The organism is Methylopila henanensis, assembly GCF_042681025.1.
GTDB classification, from domain to species: Bacteria; Pseudomonadota; Alphaproteobacteria; order Rhizobiales; family Methylopilaceae; genus Methylopila; species Methylopila henanensis.
In genome coordinates this window covers 643,977-659,317 of sequence record NZ_JBHUER010000010.1, presented here as the reverse complement: position 1 = coordinate 659,317, position 15,341 = coordinate 643,977, and the positions used below count along the sequence as shown (strand labels likewise).

The following is a 15,341-nucleotide window of genomic DNA, read 5'->3' as shown; positions in this document are numbered from 1 at the left end:
TGGGTGATTGGATTTGTTCGATAACTGACAGTATCGTACGTTTGGCGTTCATTTTTGTGGGTCTGGCGGCTGCGCGATGGAATGGAGCGACGTCAGGATCTTTCTCGCCATAGCCCGCGCCGGGACGCTGGGCGCCGCCGCCCGTGCGCTTCATCTGAGCCATCCCACGGTCGGACGCCGGCTTCGGGCGCTCGAAGAAGCGACCGGCCAGACGCTCTTCCAGCGGACGGCCGATGGTTTCGTTCCGACGGAGGAAGGAAGCGCCGTCATCGCTCTGGCTGAGCAGATGGAAGAAAGCGCTCTCACCATCGAACGGCGGCTGGCCGGGCAGGAGCAAAACCTTCAAGGGATTTTGCGCATATCTTCGGCCGACTGGTTCGGCGCCTATGTCCTGCCGCCGATCATCGACGATTACGCCAAGGCCTACCCGAACGTTGATCTGGAAATTCTCACCGGAACCCGCCTGTTCAGCCTCGCGCAGCGGGAGGCTGACATCGCGTTCCGGATCGTCCCGTTCGACAGCCCCGACGTCGTGCAGCGACGGCTGGTCCGCGTGCCCTACGGCGTCTACGTTGCGGCGGGCGCGCCCGAGCCGGTTTATGGCGACGGAGCCGGCTTCCGGCTCATCACCCACGACACCTCGACCGGCCAGTTCCCGGACATCGCCTGGCTCACCGAGAGCTTTCCGAACGCGAAGCCGCTCCTTCGGTCGAACAACCGGAACGTGCAGGGGCGGATGTGCCGCGAGGGCGTCGGCGTCGCCGTCCTGCCGCAGGTGGTCGGAAGTCAGATAGCGGGTCTTCGCAAGCTCGATCTGCCTGTCGAGCCGCCCTCACGGGATATCTGGATGGGCTATCACCGGGATATCCGTCGCCTTCAGCGGCTGCGGGCCTTCATAACCGTCGTGACCGATCACGTTACGAAGACAGCACTCCAACGTTGAACGCTGCAGACGGCGACTTCAGTTTGAGAGCTGGTCGCCAGTGTCCGAGAGAAGACGAGAAACTCCGGCGTCGGCGATGAACATGAGATCGCGCTGCGCGTGGGCGTGGCGATCCGGACGATCGCAACGGACGGCGGAGAGCGACGCTAATCCTGCATGGGTTTGGGCGGGCGTCGGCCGCCGGACATGCACGTCGATCCCGTAAAGATGGAAGCCGGGCTGGCCCGCCTGGGTGAGCTCGGCTTCGCGACCCTGAAGGCCCGCTGGCGAAGCGCGATCGGCCGCGTGGCTCCGCTGCGCGCGAACGTGTGGGCTCCGTCAATCTCGATCAACTCGCCCACCAGCATGGCTGCAGTCGGCGTCACGTCGAGCGCATGATGGAATATGCCTTTCTCGCGCCCGATCTCGTGAAGGCGATCGCCGATGTTCTGGTCCGCGCAATGGCGGATGCTCGGGTCCGAGCAGCCCGGCGCCGGAGCCCGGGGTCTTTCTTCTCAAGCTATCGGCAGGTCTTCGCGGACGGATATGTGACATGCTGATGGACGAAGTGGGACGCGGCGGAAGCGCGCCTAAGGCCTATGCGCCGTCTTCGGCGAGGGGGCGGACCACGGTCGCATTGGCGTGACCATGGCCCCTCCCATCCTGTTCCTTCAGCATGGCGACGAACTCCATGTGCTCGGCGGGAAGCACGGCGCGCACCAACGCCCTCCAGTCGGAGATCGGCCATACTTCTTCTCGAGAGAGGGAAAATAGGACGCCGGGCCTTTGACCTTCGGATCGCCCGTCTCGCCACTATGCTCGTGTCGCTCGGTTCCTCATCAATGCAGATTAGAAGTCGAACTGGGCCGACACCAGCAGCGTCCGCGGGCTCCCGAGCGACAGCAGTCCGACGCCGGTCGAGGACCAATAGTCCTTGCCGAAGACGTTCACGACATTGGCGCGCAGCGTGACGGGCTTGCCCCAGGATCCATCGAAGCTGTAGCGGAGGCCGGCGTCGAAGCGCGTCCAGGCCGGGATGCTGTAGTCGTTGTTGTTGTCGTAATACTGCTTCGACGTATGGATCATTCGGCCCGTCACCGTCAGCCCGTCGAGCAGCGACGGGGGCAGGTCGTATTCTCCATAGAGGTTGAGCGCGAAGCTTGGGACGGCGGGCGCGACATTGCCGTCGGCGTCACCCGTCGCGGTGTCCTGCAGCTTGCCGCGGATGAATGAGACGCCGCCCGTCAGCCTGAGGCCGGGCGTGGGCTCGCCGAACAGGTTGACCTCGACGCCGCGGTTACGCTTGAAGCCGTCCGCCGCGAAGGCGCCTCCGACGAAGCCGGCGTTCGGCCGCTTGATGTCGAACAGAGCGACGGAGGCGCCGAAACTGCCGAAGTCGTATTTCACGCCGACTTCCCTCTGCTTGGCCACAAGCGGCGGAAGCGAAGGCCCCGGAAGCGCGCCGGCGGGAGCCGCCGGAGAAATCAGCGCCTCGACATAATTGCCATAAACCGAGAGGTTTTCGACTGGCTTCACCACCAGGGCGACGGCGGGCGTGAACTCGGACTCCCGGTATTTTGAGGCGAGCTCGTCGTAGTTCGCGCCGCCTTGCCTGAAATTGTAGTTCTTCGCCGCGAGCTCCTGGACTCGCCCGCCGAGCGTCAACGAAACGCGACCGTGGAGGATAGACATCGTGTCGGCGATGCCGACGCTGCGATAGTCCTGCGAATTGAACCGGGCTCCGTTCGAATCGTCCGTATAGCCGGGAACCGTCACGCCGCCGGGATTGTCGAGGTTGCCCGAGCCGCCGGGAAGGAACTGCAGCGCCTCCGGAAAATCGGTTTTGGTCCAGAAGCCTGCCGCCGAGATGCTGGCTTCGTGTTTGATCGGGCCCGTATCGAACTGCGTTCGCACACCCATATCGGCCGCGTAGGTCCGGTAGTCGGTGACACGTCGAACGAACAGATTGCTGAAGTCACCGGCTTCCGAGGTGATCGTCTTGTAGCTTGCGAAGGCGTTTTCGGACGTGTCGGCCACGCCGAAGCCGGCGAAGACCGTCGTATTCTCCGTGAGGTCGTATTCGAAGCGGGTCGCGCCCATCAGCGTCTTCATGCGCTGAAATTCGTCGGGGCGACCGAGGTTCTTCGAGAGCTTCGGCGCGTCGGGGATCTTGTCGGCGGGGTTGGTCGGAAACCACTCGATGAAGGTCCGGTTCCGATCGTAGTCGCTGTCCTGATAGGCGAAATCGACCGACCAGCGGACGCGCTCGCCGCGGTAGTCGAGGCCGATCGAGCCGAAGCCGAGATCGAGCTTCTCCTTGTCGACCGAGGTCTCGCCGCGCTGCAGGACGCCGTTAAGGCGCACGCCCCATTCGCCGTTCGCTCCGAACCGGCGACCGACGTCGACGGCCGTCCCGAACGTGCCCTTCGAATGGAAGAACGGCGTGATCCGCGTCAGCGGCTCGTCGGCGGCGCGCTTCGGGATCAGGTTGATGGCGCCGCCGACGCCGCCGTTCGGGGCGCCGCCATTGACCAGCGTGCTCGGACCCTTCAGCACTTCGACGCGCTCGATGTTGTAGAGCGGCGGCCGGCGGATGTCGGTGACGCCGAACAGCCCGTCGAAGCCGACGTCGAGCGGATAGAGCTCGAAGCCGCGGACATAGAGCGTCGAGCCCGGCGCATCGCTGAGCGACGAGGCGGCGCGCACCGAGGGGTCGTTCTCGATGACGTCGATCAGCCCCTGCGCCTGCTGGTCGCGGATCAGCTTGTCGGTGTAGCCCGCGATGTTGAACGGCGTGTCGAACACCGAGCGGTTGCCCAGCATGCCGAGCCGTGCGCCGGAGGCGACCTGTCCGCCGGCGTAAGGCGCAGGCGGGCGGCCGACCACGCCGGTCGGGGGAGGGGCGCCGGCCTCGTCGCCGCGTCCCTCGACATTGATCTCCTCCAGCGTCGTTGCAGCCTCGGATGTGGTGTCGAGACGGACGAAACGCGGATCGATCAGCGTGATCGTGGCGTCGCCCGCCGGCAGATAGGTGAGGCCCGTACCCGCCAGCACCCTGCTGAGCGCTTCGATCGGCCGGAAGTCACCGTCGACGCCCCGCGTGTTCCGGGCCTCGGTCATGTCGGTCGGATAGGCAAGCTTCAGGCCCGTCTGCTTCGACAACGCGTTGAGCGCCGCCTCGAGCGGTCCGGCCGGGACGACAACGCGCATGGGAGCGGGCGGGACGCCCTTGGGCGCGTTGCGGGCGACGGCGTGGGGCGGCGTTTCAGCGGCGGTCTGATTCTCCGCCGCGAACGCGTGCCCCGTCGTCAGGAGCGACAAACCCGCCGCCGCGCCAAGCCGCCATGCGTCACGCATTTCGCGCGCCATCTTTTTCGAGCCCCTGCTCATTCCCGAATGGGCCGTCGCGCCGTCTGCAGTCAGGTCCCTGATCGGATAGACAGGCGAGAGCCCTTTCTCCTGACGTCGCGCACAAAAGAAATCGCCATCAGGCGCCTGGCCGGATCAGGACCAGGAACGGCGTCACGCGGGTGACCCTGAGCCGCATGCTCGCGGCCAGCACGTCGAGCGCGTCGTCGGTGTCGCGGATGTCGAGCGTTCCGCTGAAACGCCGCGCCGCGAGAGCGCCGTCCAGCAACACGATCCGCCCGGAACGGTAGCGATCAAGCTCCGCGACCACGCGGGAGAGTGGTCTGCCGGACACGATCAGCTTTCCGTCCCGCCACGCTATCGCCTCGGCGACGTCGGCCTTTTCAATCTTGGGCGCACGGCCGCTGATCGCGGACGCGATTTCGCCGGCTCCAATCTCCACCGCGCCGTTCGACGTCGACACCTCGACGCGGCCCTCGGCGACGCCGACCGGAGCGTCATCGTCGACGCGCACGTAGAAACGAGTGCCGACTGCGCGCGCGCTGACGCCATGCCCGCGAACCACGAATGGGCGCCGGGGGTCGGGCATGACATCGAACACCGCCTCGCCGCGCAGAAGCTCGACGCCGCGCTCATGCGGCGTGAATCGCAAGGCGAGAGCTGTGTCGGTGTTGAGGTCGGCCCGGCTGCCGTCTTCGAACATGACGGTCTCGAAGCCCCCGACGCCGGTCCAGGCGTCGGCCTGAAAGCGGTCGATCAGCCCTTGCTGATAGGCGAACATTCCGGCGAGGCCGACGACGGCGACGACCGCAAGGCCCTTTGGAAGTCGGCTCCTGCGCCGGCGCGGGTCGGGCGCGCGCCCCATCGCGCGCCGCCACTCGTCCATCTCGGCATAGGCGTCGGCATGCGCAGGGTCGGCGGCGCGCCAAGCCTCGAAGGCTTGGCGGTCCTCGGCCGTCGCATCCGGCGAAGAGAGGCGCACGACCCAGAGCGCGGCCTGCTCATAGACCGGATCGTCCTCGTCCTCAGGAAGATCCGCAGGCGTGCGCTGGGTCATGTCCTGTCACCAAGGTTGACGAACGCCTCGTCCTCCTGAAGGAGAAGACATCTGACGGGGTGAAATCCTGACGTTCGGACTTCAGAAAAAGTCGCTGCAGCGGCGGCGCGCGTGAAGCAGCGCCTTCATCAGGTGCTTCTCGACCATGTTGCGGCTGACGCCCATCCGGGCCGCGATCTCGCCGTTCGACAGCCCGTCGAACGCGCTCAGAAGGAAAGCCTCGCCGCAGCGCGGCGGCAGTTCGTCGATGGCGGCCGCGACGAGCTTGAGCTGCTGGCGCGCGATCACTTGCGCTTCGGCGCGGGCCTGCCCGTCCGAGAGCTCTCCCAGCGCGTCGTCCGACAGCGAGCGGAACAGATCCTTCTCGAAACGCCGGCGCCTGCCGAGGTTGATCGCGACATTACGCGCCACGAAGAACAGGAAGATGCGCGGATGCTCGATCTCGGTGCGGCCCAGCGCGCGCATGAGACGCAGATAGGTCTCCTGCGCGGCGTCGGCCGCGTCCGAAGCGTCGCCCAGCAGTTTGAGCAGGAAGCGCTGGAGCTTGGCGTCCTCGCTTCGATGCAGCGCGTCGATCGCCGCCGCGTCCATAGTCTCGAACCTTTAGCCCTGAGCTGGATTCAGCTCCGCCCGCAACAGGTTGAGACAAACAGGAATCAGAAACAGATCAAGTAGATCAATAATTTATAGGCATTCTAAGCTGCGAAGGAGATAGGGCCTGATCTCAAGAGCGGCATCGGTTGCAGGCTGCGAGCGCGGGTCGAGCTTATGTTAGACAGGTTCAAAATTTGGCTGTTCTGTCGCGATTTGTGGCGAGGCTACAACAGCACGGCAGGCTGCGAGCGACCTACGACCGCCGGGGCCAGAAAGGCCGTGGCGCTGGCGAGCGCGGCCAGCGCGACGAGCGTGAGCGGCACGCTTCCCGCGAGATCGGCAAACGTGCCAGCAAGCGTCGGGGCGAAGGTTCCCGTGAGCAGCAGCAGCGCGTTCAGCAGCGCGAGCTCGGTGGCGGCGCGTTCACGAGAGGCGATCTGGATCACCGCGGTGAGCCAGAGGGACGCCATCATGGCGAACAGCCCGTATTGCGTGGCCGTCAGCGACAGACCGATCGGATAGAGCCCCGCAGCGGACGACGTCGCGAACGCCGCCCATGCAAGGCAGAGCGCCCCCTGTGAAAAGGCGGTCGCCACCAGCATCGCTCTCAGCCCGAACACTTTTGCGAGTTTACCGCCTGCAAAAGCTCCGAGTGTGGCCGCCGCAGCGCCTGCATAGCCGGTCGCGTAGCTGAGCTGCTCGGAGGTGAAGCCCTTATCGGCGAACACCACCACGCCGAGCGTCGCCGGCGGCGCCATAACGGCCGAAAGCGTCGCGACGGAGAGAGCTCGGCGGACGACGCCCGGCCTGTCGCGCATCCCGGAGATGGTAGCGGTGAGCCCCACGGTTTCTTCGGCCGCAGGCTGCAGCGACTGTCCCGGCAACCGCCAGAGCGCGATCGCGGACAGCAGCGTCGCGGCTGCGAGAACCCAGAAGGCGCCTGACCATCCGACCGTGTCGAAGCGACCTGCGAGGGCGCCCGCCCCGAGCACGTTGCCGACCGCGGCGCCGCCGCATCGAACCCCGACCGCGATCGCCATGTCGCTCATCGGCACGCTTTCGCGGATCCAGGCGTTGAGCGCGATGTTGCGGGTCGCGAACAGAAACGCGGCCGCGAGGCTTGGAATAAGCGCCGCCATGGGGCCGGCATGCTCCGGCATGAGCTGAAACGCAAGCGCGGTCACTGCGAAGGCCAGGCCTGCAGAGACTTGGCAGACGCTCGCCCAGCCGGATCGCCGCCCCAGGCCGAACAGCGATCGCGCGTCGACGAAAGGCGCCCAGAAGAACGCGAAGCCGAGTGGAAGCGCGATCCAGCTCACGGCGGCCGACAACGCCGCTCCGCCGCCTTCGAGGCGTAACTGGAACGGCACGACGGTCAGCAGGAAGCCGAAGAACATCGCGTCGGGAGCGTAGAGCGTCACGATGCGCGCGAGCGTCATGTTGCGGAAGCGATCCGCACCTCGATGAGCGTCGGCAGGCGACATGTTCTCGCGTGGGTCGACCGATGATGTTTAGGCGTCAATCGTCATTCCGTGGCAATCCGCCCTCGGCGCAGATGCGGCTCATAACAGAATGTTCAGCGAGGCGTCACGATATGGGGAGGCTAGGACGCGGCCTCAGCGCAGCCGGAAAGCAGACGTTCCAGACGTCGACTATGGGTCACGTGAGCGTTCGGTCACGAGCTTATCGTGCCAAGCTGAGCGGCGGCCTCCGGGTCTCGTACTCCTCCCATAACCAGCGGTCGTTTACGCGCCTAAGCCGCCATCCAGCCGCCGTCGACCATCAGCGTCGCGCCGGTGACGAAGCTCGCTTCGTCGCTTGCGAGGAACAACGCGGCCTTCGCGACGTCCTCCACCCGCCCGAGCCTTGGCCAGGGCGTCCGGCGGCGGGCGCGGTCGAGAACGTGGTCGGCCTGCAGGTGCCCGCCCTGGCCGGTGACGATCTTGCCCGGCGCCACCGCGTTGCAGACGATGCCTTGAGCCGCGTAGTCGGCCGCGATCTGTTTGGTCATGTAATCGACAGCCGCTTTTGTGACGCCGTAGCCGAGGTCGCCCGGCGCGGCGATCATGCCGTGCTGCGACGACAGGTTGACGATGCGGCCGCGCGCCTCGCCGCAGGGCTCCTGCTCCACCATCCGCCGGACCGCCGATTGGCAGCAGAGGAATGCGCCGGTGAGGTTGACCGCAAGCAGCCGGTTCCACGCCGCGAGATCGAGCTCCAGCAGCGGCCGTTGGTGGCGGACGCAGGCGTTGTTGACCAGCACGTCGATGCGGCCGAACCGGGCGACGGTCTCCGCCATGAGCGTCTCGACGGCCTTCGGCGAGGCGACGTCGGTCGCGACGAACAGCGCGTGGCCGCCCTCCGCCGCGATCGTCGCCGCGGTCGGCGCGCCGCCCTCGATCACGGTCTCCGTGACGTCGGCGATCACGACCCGCGCGCCTTCCGCGGCGTAGGCCTGGGCAATGGCGCGGCCGATGCCGGAAGCGGCGCCCGTGACGACGGCGACGCGGCCCGCGAGGCGGCCGGCGGGAGGGGAGGCGGAGGTCATGGGGCGCTTTCCCAGGAGGCGGAGACGAGGGCGGGGTTGGCGTCGGCGAAGGCGAGCCAGTCGGTGAGCGCCGCGTCGAGATCGAAGCCGGGCGTGAAGCCTGTGTCGGCGCGGAGGCGGCCGATCGTCATCGGCGCGCGGTCATAGGGCGCATAGAGCGCGACGGTCCCAGGCTCGCCGGCCTCCGCAAGCCGCCAGCGGAGGCCGGGCCGGAGGTCGCGCAGGCGTTCGCAGAGCGCCGTCAGCGGCCAGACGTGGCCGGCGCCGAGGTTGTAGATCCGCCTTGCCGGAGCGGGCGCGTCCAGCAGCGCGCGGATCGCGGCGGCGGCGTCGCGGGCGTAGAGCCAGTCGCGCGGGTGCGGGCGCGGCAGGACGATCTCCTCGCCCTTCAGCGCCTGGGCCAGAATCTGGAACGGCGCGCTCGGCGTGTCGCGGGCGCCGGTCGCGCGCTCCCAGCGGCCGAAGCAGGTTCCGAGCCGGCCCACGCGGACGTCCAGCCCGCGGAGCGCCGCAAACCTGAGCACGGCTGCTTCGGCCGCCTGTTTGGAGATTCCGTAAAGGCCTTCGGGCGCAAGCGGCGTCGCGTCCTCGTCGAGGACGTCCGCGGTGCGGCCGCTCGCGCCGTAGACTGAGCCCGAGCTGACGTGGACGACGCGCGCCGCGCCGCAGGCGGCGCCGGCCTCCGCCACGGCGAGCGCCCCGCCGACATTGACCTCGAAGATCGCGCGCGGGGTCGCGCGCTCGCGCTCCGGTCCCGCCGTCAGCGCCGCGAGCGACGCCACGCGCCCCGCGCCGCTGCGCGTCATCGCCTGGAGAAGCGCCTCGCTGTCGCGCACGTCGCCGCAGACCGCCTCGAAGGCGCCGGGAAGCGTACCGAAGACGGCGGCGGCTTCGGCCGGCGGCGGCGCGAGGTCGTAGCTCGTCACCGCGACGCCGGCCTCGAGCAGGGCCTCGCAGAGCGCGAGGCCGACGAAGCCGGAGCCCCCGGCGACGAAGACGGGGCCGTCCGCGCTCCCGGTCGAGGCTGTCACGCGACGTTGCGGAACAGCGAGCCCCAGCCCTCGACGCGCTTGGGGTCGACGCCCGCGAGGATCAGGCTCTTCCAGACGACCGTCGCGATCGTGTCGTAGACCGGCAGCTTCAGCTCACGCTCCAGCGCCTCCACCAGCGGTCCGGCGCGCAGGTTGGTGCACACCACCGCGAGCGCCTGGACGCCGTCCGCGGCCACGGCGCGCGCCATTTCCGTGAGCTGGTCGGCGGTGACTTCGGAGAAGGAGAAATTGTCCTGCAGGCCGAGGTGGCGCTCGTTCGAGAAGTCGACGCCGAGGCTCGCGTAGTTCGCGAGGATCTTGGCCTGCACGTCGTCGCGGTAGGGGGTGACGAGGCCGGCGCGGGTGACGCCGGTCGTCTTCAGGATCTCGTTCAGGGCCAGCATGGAGGTGGTGGCCTTGATCCCGGTCGCGGCGGTGATGCGCTCGCACAGCCGCTCGTCCGCCTCGAAGCCGAGCCAGCCCGAGGAGGTGCCGTTCCAGGCGATGACGTCGACCTTGGCGTGTGCGAGCAGTTCGGCCGCCCGCAGGATCTCGGCGTCCTCAAACTGGGCGAGCGCCGAACCGGAAAGCGCGATCTCGGTGACCTTGAAACGCCCGAAATGGGCCGAGACCTCGGGCAGGCCCGCGACCATCGCCTGGGTGACCGGCTCCAGCACGGTGTTTGAGGACGGCGTGAGCATGCCGAGGAGTACGCGTCGCGTCATGATGCTTGAACCTGTGAAGTCGGGAGTGCGCTCAGGCGGCCGCGACGCGGCCGGGGCGGAGCAGGTGGAGGATGTGGCGCTTCATTTCGTTGAAGCGCGGGCCCGTGACGTCGCGCGGGCGCGGCAGGTCGATCTGGATGATCTCGGCGATCCGGCCCGGACGGGCGCTCATCACCGCCACGTGGGTGCCGAGGGTGAGCGCCTCGTCGACGCCGTGGGTCACGAACACAATCGTCCCCTGATGCCGCTCCCAGATGCGGATGAGCTCGGTCTGCATGTCCATGCGGGTCTGCTCGTCGAGCGCGCCGAACGGTTCGTCCATCAGGATGACGCCGGGGTTCATGAGCAGGGCGCGGGCGATGCCGACGCGCTGGTTCATGCCGCCCGAGAGCTCCGAGGGGTAGTGGTTCTCGAAGCCCGTGAGGCCCACTAAGTCGATGTAGCGCTGGGCCTGCTCGCGCCGGACCGCCTTGAGGCCGCCGCGGAGCTTCAGGTGGAACGCCACGTTCTCCCACACGGGAAGCCAGGGCATAAGGTTCGCCTGCTGGAACACGACCCCGCGGTCGGAGCCCGGACCGGCGACGGCCTGGCCGTCGACCAGCACCTCGCCGGAGGTGGGCGTCTCGAAGCCGGCGATCATGTTGAGCAGCGTGGACTTGCCGCAGCCGCTCGGTCCCAGCAGGCAGATGAACTCGTTGCGCCGGACCGTGAGGTCGACGTCGGTGAGCGCCGCCACGTCCACGTTGCGCTTGGAGTCCCGGAACAGCTTCGAGACGCCGCGAATGTCGATGGTCGCCATGGGATCAGCCCTCTCCGCCGCGCAGCGTCGCCCCGCGCCGCCATCGCAGCGTCCGGTTCATCACCGCACGGATCGCGAGATCGCTGAGGAAGCCGAGGAGGCCGATCGAGGCCATGGCCGCGAGCACGATGTCGTAGCGGAGGAAGTAGTAGGAATCCCAGAGCACGTAACCGAGGCCGCTCTTCACCGCGACCATCTCGGCCGTGACGGTGAGCATCCAGGCCGAGCCCACCGCGATGCGGAGGCCCGCGAAGATGCTGGGCATGGCGGCCGGCACCACGATGAAGCGCAGCAGCTTGCCTTGGTCTCCGCCGACCATGGCGCCGGCGCGGATCAGGTCGCGATCGCAGCTCTTCACGCCGTGGATGGTGTTGAGCAGGATCGGGAAGAACGCGCCCAGGAACACCAGGAAGATCGCCGGCTTGTCGGCGATGCCGAACCAGATGATCGCGAGCGGGATCCACGACACGGGCGGGATCGGACGCAGGGTCTGCAGCGTCGGCTCGATCACCGCCTCGATCCGCCGCGACCAGCCGATCGCGACGCCGAGGCCGACGCCGAGCGCGGCGGCGATCGCGAAGCCCGCGAGCACCCGGGCCGAGCTTGCGGCGGTATCGGCGAGCCAGCCGCCGCTGTGGCTCTGGGTGTCGCCGCTGTAGCCCGTAAGCCAGTCGGCCCAGGCCAGCGCCACCATCGACGGCGCCGGCAGCAGGGACTCCGGCAGCACGCCCGAGCGGGAGAAGATCTCCCACCCCGCGACCAACAGGACGGGGACGGCCGCGCGCTCCAGCACGCGCAGCCAGCGGGCGGGCGCCGCGGTCGCCATCAGTAGCCGAGCTCGGTCTTCGGCTTCCCGGTCGCCGCCTCCAGGAAGCGGTAGTCCATGTTGGCCTCGACCTTGGCCGTCACGTCCTTGGAGATGTACTTCAGGTCGCGCATCATGCCGGCGATCGCGATCGCCTCGGGACGGTGCATCGGGGCGTCGGGGTAGAGGTTGCCGATCGCGCCCTCGGCGATCTTCCGGTCGAGGCCCGTGACCTTCACGATCACGTCGGCCCAGAGGCCCTTGTCGGCCGAGATCTTCTCGTTGACCGCCACGACGCCGCCAACGACGGCCTGCACGCCCTTGGGATTGGAGGCGATCACGTCGGAGCGCGTGACCATCAGGTTGGTAAGCTTGCCGGCCGGCTGGTCGTAGGGGTGCGTGAACAGCTTGGCGCCCTTCGACTGCAGGATCTGCGTGCCGAACGGCTCCACGGTGCAGATCATCTCCACCTCGCCGCGCCGCAGCGCCTGGATGTGGTCCGACGGGTTCGGGATGTTGACGAAGGTGACGTCCTTGTTGACGTCGATGCCCTGTTTGGCGAAAGCGCCGCGCATGTGGATGTCCTGGGCGTTGCCGCGCGAGGCCGCCACGCGGAACGGCTTGCCGTCCTCCTTGTGCTTGGCGATCAGCGCCTTGAGGGCGGTCCAGTCGTCGGCGGCGACCGGCAGGTCGTTCGCGGCGAGCAGGGTGGAGCCGCCGCTGACCTGGCCGGAGATCGCCACCACGTCGAAGCCGCGGTCGAGCGCGGTCGCGTAGTGCAGATATGTGACCTGCGCCACGTCGATGCTCTTGGAGACAAGCGCGGTCAGCACGTCGTTGCCGGTGGTGAAGCCGATCGCCTCGACCTTGGCGTCCTTGGCGTTCTCCGGCACCAGCGTCAGCGGGGTGCAATGCGCGCACTTGGCGTAGCCGAGCTTGATCGGCTCCTGCGCGGACGCCGCGCCGGCGGCGAGCGTCACAAAGGCGAGCGCGGCCGTGAGGCGACGCGCGAAGCGGGACAGGGGCATGCTGCTCATCGACGGGTCTCCGGTTCGCCCGCTGCGCCGCCGCCGAGTAGCCGCATGACGCATTCGGTATGCGATATGAATTTACGTTCGATAGATCAACGTGATAACTCACAAAATAGAAATGTCGTGTCGATTTGTCGGGCAGGGGGTCTAGGCAAATGCCAAAATCAGAGGCGGCGGCGACGAAGCCGGATCGGGCGCGCGCCCGGGTGAAGTTCCGGCCGGACCGCCTCAAGCTCTCCGGAGTCTCCGCCACGTCGCCGCTGAACACGGCGTCCCTGCACGACCAATTGACCGCGCGGCTGCGCCAGATGGTGCTCGACGGCGAACTCGCGCCCGGCAGTCCGCTGCCGGAGAAGATGCTGTGCGACACCTTCGGCGTGTCGCGCACGCCCTTGCGCGAGGGCTTCAAGGTTCTGGCGTCCGAAGGGCTGATCCTGCTGCGCCCGCATCGGACGCCGGTGGTGGCGCCGGTCGACGTGGCGGAGGTCGCCGCGGCCTTCGACGTCCTCGTCGCCCTCGACCGGCTGGCGGGCCTCCGCGCCGCCGCCGCCGCGACGGCGGAGGACATCGGCCGCATCGAGGCCATGCACGCCGAACTCGTCGCGCATCACCATGCGGGCGCGCGTCCGGACTATTTCCGCCAGAACCAGGACATCCACCGCGAGATCACCCGGCTCGCGGGCAATCCGGTGCTGGACGGCCTGTGGACGGGCCTCAGCGCCAAGATCTACCGCGCCCGCGCCCAGGCGAACCTCGATCCCGGCCGCTGGGACGCCTCGCTCGCCGAGCACGAGCGCTTCACCGCGCTGTTCGTCGCCGGCCGGGCCGAAGCCTTCGCGGAGGCGCTCGCCGAGCACACCGCCCTGACAAGCGCCGCGGTGGTCGCCGGGCTGAAGGACATGGCGCAAGCCTGAGCTCGCGCTCGATGTCGTTGGCGTTGCGTCCGGACGTAGCCGTTGGGGCGGCCAGGGGTTGCGACGGCGTCGGCAAGACGACGCGCTGGGCGTCTCACGGTAAGGGACAGCGGCGGTCGACTTGAAACTGAGATTTGAGGGTCCCAAGTCCGACGAGCTCGATTCCTGGGCCGTCCGGTGCGGGTAACCATGCTGTAACCGCGACGGCCCGCAAATCTCTTGAAGCGCCCCGGATCGCCCGGCCCTGATACGACGAAAGCCGCGGAGCGATCCGCGGCTTTCGTCGTTTGGTGGACCTGGAGCGGGCGAAGGGATTCGAACCCTCGACCCCAACCTTGGCAAGGTTGTGCTCTACCCCTGAGCTACGCCCGCCCGCTTCAGTCCGCCGCCAGCGTCGGCCGGCGAGGCGCTTCCTATGCCGCAGCCGCCGGAGGAATGCAAGGCGGTTTCGCGCGCCTTTTTCACGGCCGTCGGGTGGGGGCGCTGGACGCCAAGCCCGCGGTGCGGCGTGATGGAAGGCGGCGCAGACGGGGGGAGGCTTTCCATGGCGACGTTCAGACTGCCGCTCGGCGGAGACGTGACGCAGGCGTTCCGCATCTTCACGTCGGCCTTCTCGGCGGCGGGCAGCCAGTTCGGGCTCATCAACATCAATCTGGGGCGCTCGAAGGCGCCGGAGGTCGAGGAGGAGGTGCTGCAGGACGTCGGCAGCTATGGCGCCCAGCTCGGCCGCATCGGAGACGGGCTCGCCGTGCTGCTCGCCCATTTCCGGCCCGAGCGCGAGCTGGCGGAGCCGGAGAAGAAGGCGATCCGCGCCCTCATCCGGATGCTCGACGATATCGCCGACATCAAGGAGGAGCGCGGTCGCGCCGCCCTGCGGCCGAAGCGCGTGGCCTGGGCGGACATGGACGAACGCGGCTGAGCCGGCCATAAGCCTCTTCCCGAAGCCTGAAGCGCATGGAGGAGGCGAGAGACATGCCGGCGACGCGCGACGAGCTTCTGGCCCGGCTGGCGGAGCTCGGGATCGCTTCGGTCACGCATGATCATGAGGCCGTGTTCACGGTCGCCGAATCGCGCGCGCTCAAGGCCGGGATGCCCGGCGGCCACACCAAGAACCTGTTTCTGAAGGACAGGAAGGGACGGCTGTTCCTCTTCACCGCCGACGCCGAAGCGACGATCGACCTGAAATGGCTCGCGGCGGCGCTCGGCGCGTCGGGCCGGTTCTCGTTCGGGTCGCCGGAGCTGCTCGTGAGCGTCTGGGGCGTGGAGCCCGGCTCCGTCACGCCGTTCGGAGCGATCAACGACGCCGAGGGGCGGGTGACGGTCGGACTCGACGCCTCGCTGCTGCGCCATGAGCTCGTGAACGTGCACCCGCTAACGAACACCGCGACGACCGCGCTCGCGCCCGACGACCTGCTGCGCTTCCTGCATGCGACCGGCCACGAGCCGGTCATCGTGGAGCTGGCGCCCACGGAGGCCTGACGACGCATGGCGGAGGGGCGAGCCGGACACGGCTCGCGTCGCCGGTTTGGAGCCGCGAACCTCGGCT

General features: G+C 68.1%; 15 protein-coding genes, 1 tRNA gene and 1 pseudogene. 5 read left to right on the top strand and 12 right to left on the bottom strand.

The genetic code is table 11. The annotated features are described in order from the left end of the window. The first annotated feature begins 76 nt into the window (after window positions 1–76). Window positions 77–943: a LysR family transcriptional regulator gene (locus ACFSCV_RS16275; RefSeq protein WP_378800610.1), complete on the top strand. Its 867-nt coding sequence runs from the start codon at window positions 77–79 to the stop codon at window positions 941–943. A 186-nt stretch (window positions 944–1,129) separates the two neighbouring features. After that, complete coding sequence (locus tag ACFSCV_RS16270) at window positions 1,130–1,321, top strand: hypothetical protein (protein WP_378800609.1); 192 nt, start codon at window positions 1,130–1,132, stop codon at window positions 1,319–1,321. 198 nt (window positions 1,322–1,519) lie between these two features. Here ACFSCV_RS16270 and ACFSCV_RS16265 read toward each other — a convergent pair. The 11 genes and pseudogenes from ACFSCV_RS16265 to ACFSCV_RS16215 all read right to left on the bottom strand — a co-directional run. Beyond that, window positions 1,520–1,716: pseudogene (locus ACFSCV_RS16265) on the bottom strand (DUF4287 domain-containing protein); the annotation flags it as partial. 55 nt (window positions 1,717–1,771) lie between these two features. Then, complete coding sequence (locus ACFSCV_RS16260) at window positions 1,772–4,132, bottom strand: TonB-dependent siderophore receptor (protein ID WP_378800608.1); 2,361 nt, start codon at window positions 4,130–4,132, stop codon at window positions 1,772–1,774. Between the two features lie 277 nt (window positions 4,133–4,409). After that, window positions 4,410–5,348, bottom strand: a complete 939-nt coding sequence (locus ACFSCV_RS16255; protein ID WP_378800607.1) for a FecR family protein — start codon at window positions 5,346–5,348, stop codon at window positions 4,410–4,412. Window positions 5,349–5,429: 81 nt separating this feature from the next. Next, window positions 5,430–5,939, bottom strand: a complete 510-nt coding sequence (locus tag ACFSCV_RS16250; protein WP_378800606.1) for an RNA polymerase sigma factor — start codon at window positions 5,937–5,939, stop codon at window positions 5,430–5,432. A gap of 227 nt (window positions 5,940–6,166) precedes the next feature. Further along, window positions 6,167–7,381: an MFS transporter gene (locus ACFSCV_RS16245; protein ID WP_378800605.1), complete on the bottom strand. Its 1,215-nt coding sequence runs from the start codon at window positions 7,379–7,381 to the stop codon at window positions 6,167–6,169. Between the two features lie 314 nt (window positions 7,382–7,695). After that, window positions 7,696–8,490, bottom strand: coding sequence for an SDR family NAD(P)-dependent oxidoreductase (locus tag ACFSCV_RS16240; protein WP_378800604.1), 795 nt, complete (start codon window positions 8,488–8,490; stop codon window positions 7,696–7,698). Further along, a complete protein-coding gene (locus ACFSCV_RS16235) occupies window positions 8,487–9,521 on the bottom strand; it encodes an NAD-dependent epimerase/dehydratase family protein (protein WP_378800603.1) in 1,035 nt (344 codons plus the stop codon). The genes ACFSCV_RS16240 and ACFSCV_RS16235 overlap by 4 nt, the downstream gene beginning before the upstream one ends. Further along, entirely contained in the window at window positions 9,518–10,246 is a 729-nt protein-coding gene (locus ACFSCV_RS16230) for a maleate cis-trans isomerase family protein (RefSeq protein ID WP_378800602.1), read from the bottom strand. The genes ACFSCV_RS16235 and ACFSCV_RS16230 overlap by 4 nt, the downstream gene beginning before the upstream one ends. A 31-nt stretch (window positions 10,247–10,277) precedes the next feature. After that, window positions 10,278–11,045 (bottom strand): ABC transporter ATP-binding protein, encoded by a 768-nt coding sequence (locus tag ACFSCV_RS16225; RefSeq protein WP_378800601.1) that lies wholly within the window; start codon window positions 11,043–11,045, stop codon window positions 10,278–10,280. Between the two features lie 4 nt (window positions 11,046–11,049). After that, window positions 11,050–11,871 (bottom strand): ABC transporter permease, encoded by an 822-nt coding sequence (locus tag ACFSCV_RS16220; RefSeq protein ID WP_378800600.1) that lies wholly within the window; start codon window positions 11,869–11,871, stop codon window positions 11,050–11,052. Next, the gene (locus tag ACFSCV_RS16215; RefSeq protein WP_378800760.1) at window positions 11,871–12,878 is read right to left on the bottom strand and encodes an ABC transporter substrate-binding protein; all 1,008 of its coding nucleotides are present in this window, start codon (window positions 12,876–12,878) and stop codon (window positions 11,871–11,873) included. The genes ACFSCV_RS16220 and ACFSCV_RS16215 overlap by 1 nt, the downstream gene beginning before the upstream one ends. 158 nt (window positions 12,879–13,036) lie before the next feature. Between ACFSCV_RS16215 and ACFSCV_RS16210 the strand changes: the two genes are divergently transcribed. Then, complete coding sequence (locus ACFSCV_RS16210) at window positions 13,037–13,795, top strand: GntR family transcriptional regulator (RefSeq protein WP_378800599.1); 759 nt, start codon at window positions 13,037–13,039, stop codon at window positions 13,793–13,795. Window positions 13,796–14,092: 297 nt separating this feature from the next. Here the strand turns inward: ACFSCV_RS16210 and ACFSCV_RS16205 are convergent. After that, window positions 14,093–14,167: transfer RNA gene (locus ACFSCV_RS16205), tRNA-Gly, on the bottom strand. A 172-nt stretch (window positions 14,168–14,339) separates the two neighbouring features. On the opposite strand from ACFSCV_RS16205, the gene ACFSCV_RS16200 reads away from it, so the two are divergent. Next, entirely contained in the window at window positions 14,340–14,714 is a 375-nt protein-coding gene (locus tag ACFSCV_RS16200) for a hypothetical protein (RefSeq protein ID WP_378800598.1), read from the top strand. Between the two features lie 53 nt (window positions 14,715–14,767). Beyond that, window positions 14,768–15,274: a prolyl-tRNA synthetase associated domain-containing protein gene (locus tag ACFSCV_RS16195; RefSeq protein ID WP_378800597.1), complete on the top strand. Its 507-nt coding sequence runs from the start codon at window positions 14,768–14,770 to the stop codon at window positions 15,272–15,274. Window positions 15,275–15,341 lie beyond the last annotated feature (67 nt).

Coding starts and splice junctions, on each gene's coding strand:
- ACFSCV_RS16215 (WP_378800760.1), bottom strand. CDS start 12,878: ATGCCCCTGTCCCGCTTCGCGCGTCGCCTCACGGCCGCGCTCGCCTTT.
- ACFSCV_RS16230 (WP_378800602.1), bottom strand. CDS start 10,246: ATGACGCGACGCGTACTCCTCGGCATGCTCACGCCGTCCTCAAACACC.
- ACFSCV_RS16245 (WP_378800605.1), bottom strand. CDS start 7,381: ATGACGCTCGCGCGCATCGTGACGCTCTACGCTCCCGACGCGATGTTC.
- ACFSCV_RS16195 (WP_378800597.1), top strand. CDS start 14,768: ATGCCGGCGACGCGCGACGAGCTTCTGGCCCGGCTGGCGGAGCTCGGG.
- ACFSCV_RS16260 (WP_378800608.1), bottom strand. CDS start 4,132: ATGCGCGTTGTCGTCCCGGCCGGACCGCTCGAGGCGGCGCTCAACGCG.
- ACFSCV_RS16270 (WP_378800609.1), top strand. CDS start 1,130: ATGCACGTCGATCCCGTAAAGATGGAAGCCGGGCTGGCCCGCCTGGGT.
- ACFSCV_RS16240 (WP_378800604.1), bottom strand. CDS start 8,490: ATGACCTCCGCCTCCCCTCCCGCCGGCCGCCTCGCGGGCCGCGTCGCC.
- ACFSCV_RS16275 (WP_378800610.1), top strand. CDS start 77: ATGGAATGGAGCGACGTCAGGATCTTTCTCGCCATAGCCCGCGCCGGG.
- ACFSCV_RS16255 (WP_378800607.1), bottom strand. CDS start 5,348: ATGACCCAGCGCACGCCTGCGGATCTTCCTGAGGACGAGGACGATCCG.
- ACFSCV_RS16220 (WP_378800600.1), bottom strand. CDS start 11,871: ATGGCGACCGCGGCGCCCGCCCGCTGGCTGCGCGTGCTGGAGCGCGCG.
- ACFSCV_RS16225 (WP_378800601.1), bottom strand. CDS start 11,045: ATGGCGACCATCGACATTCGCGGCGTCTCGAAGCTGTTCCGGGACTCC.
- ACFSCV_RS16200 (WP_378800598.1), top strand. CDS start 14,340: ATGGCGACGTTCAGACTGCCGCTCGGCGGAGACGTGACGCAGGCGTTC.
- ACFSCV_RS16210 (WP_378800599.1), top strand. CDS start 13,037: ATGCCAAAATCAGAGGCGGCGGCGACGAAGCCGGATCGGGCGCGCGCC.
- ACFSCV_RS16250 (WP_378800606.1), bottom strand. CDS start 5,939: ATGGACGCGGCGGCGATCGACGCGCTGCATCGAAGCGAGGACGCCAAG.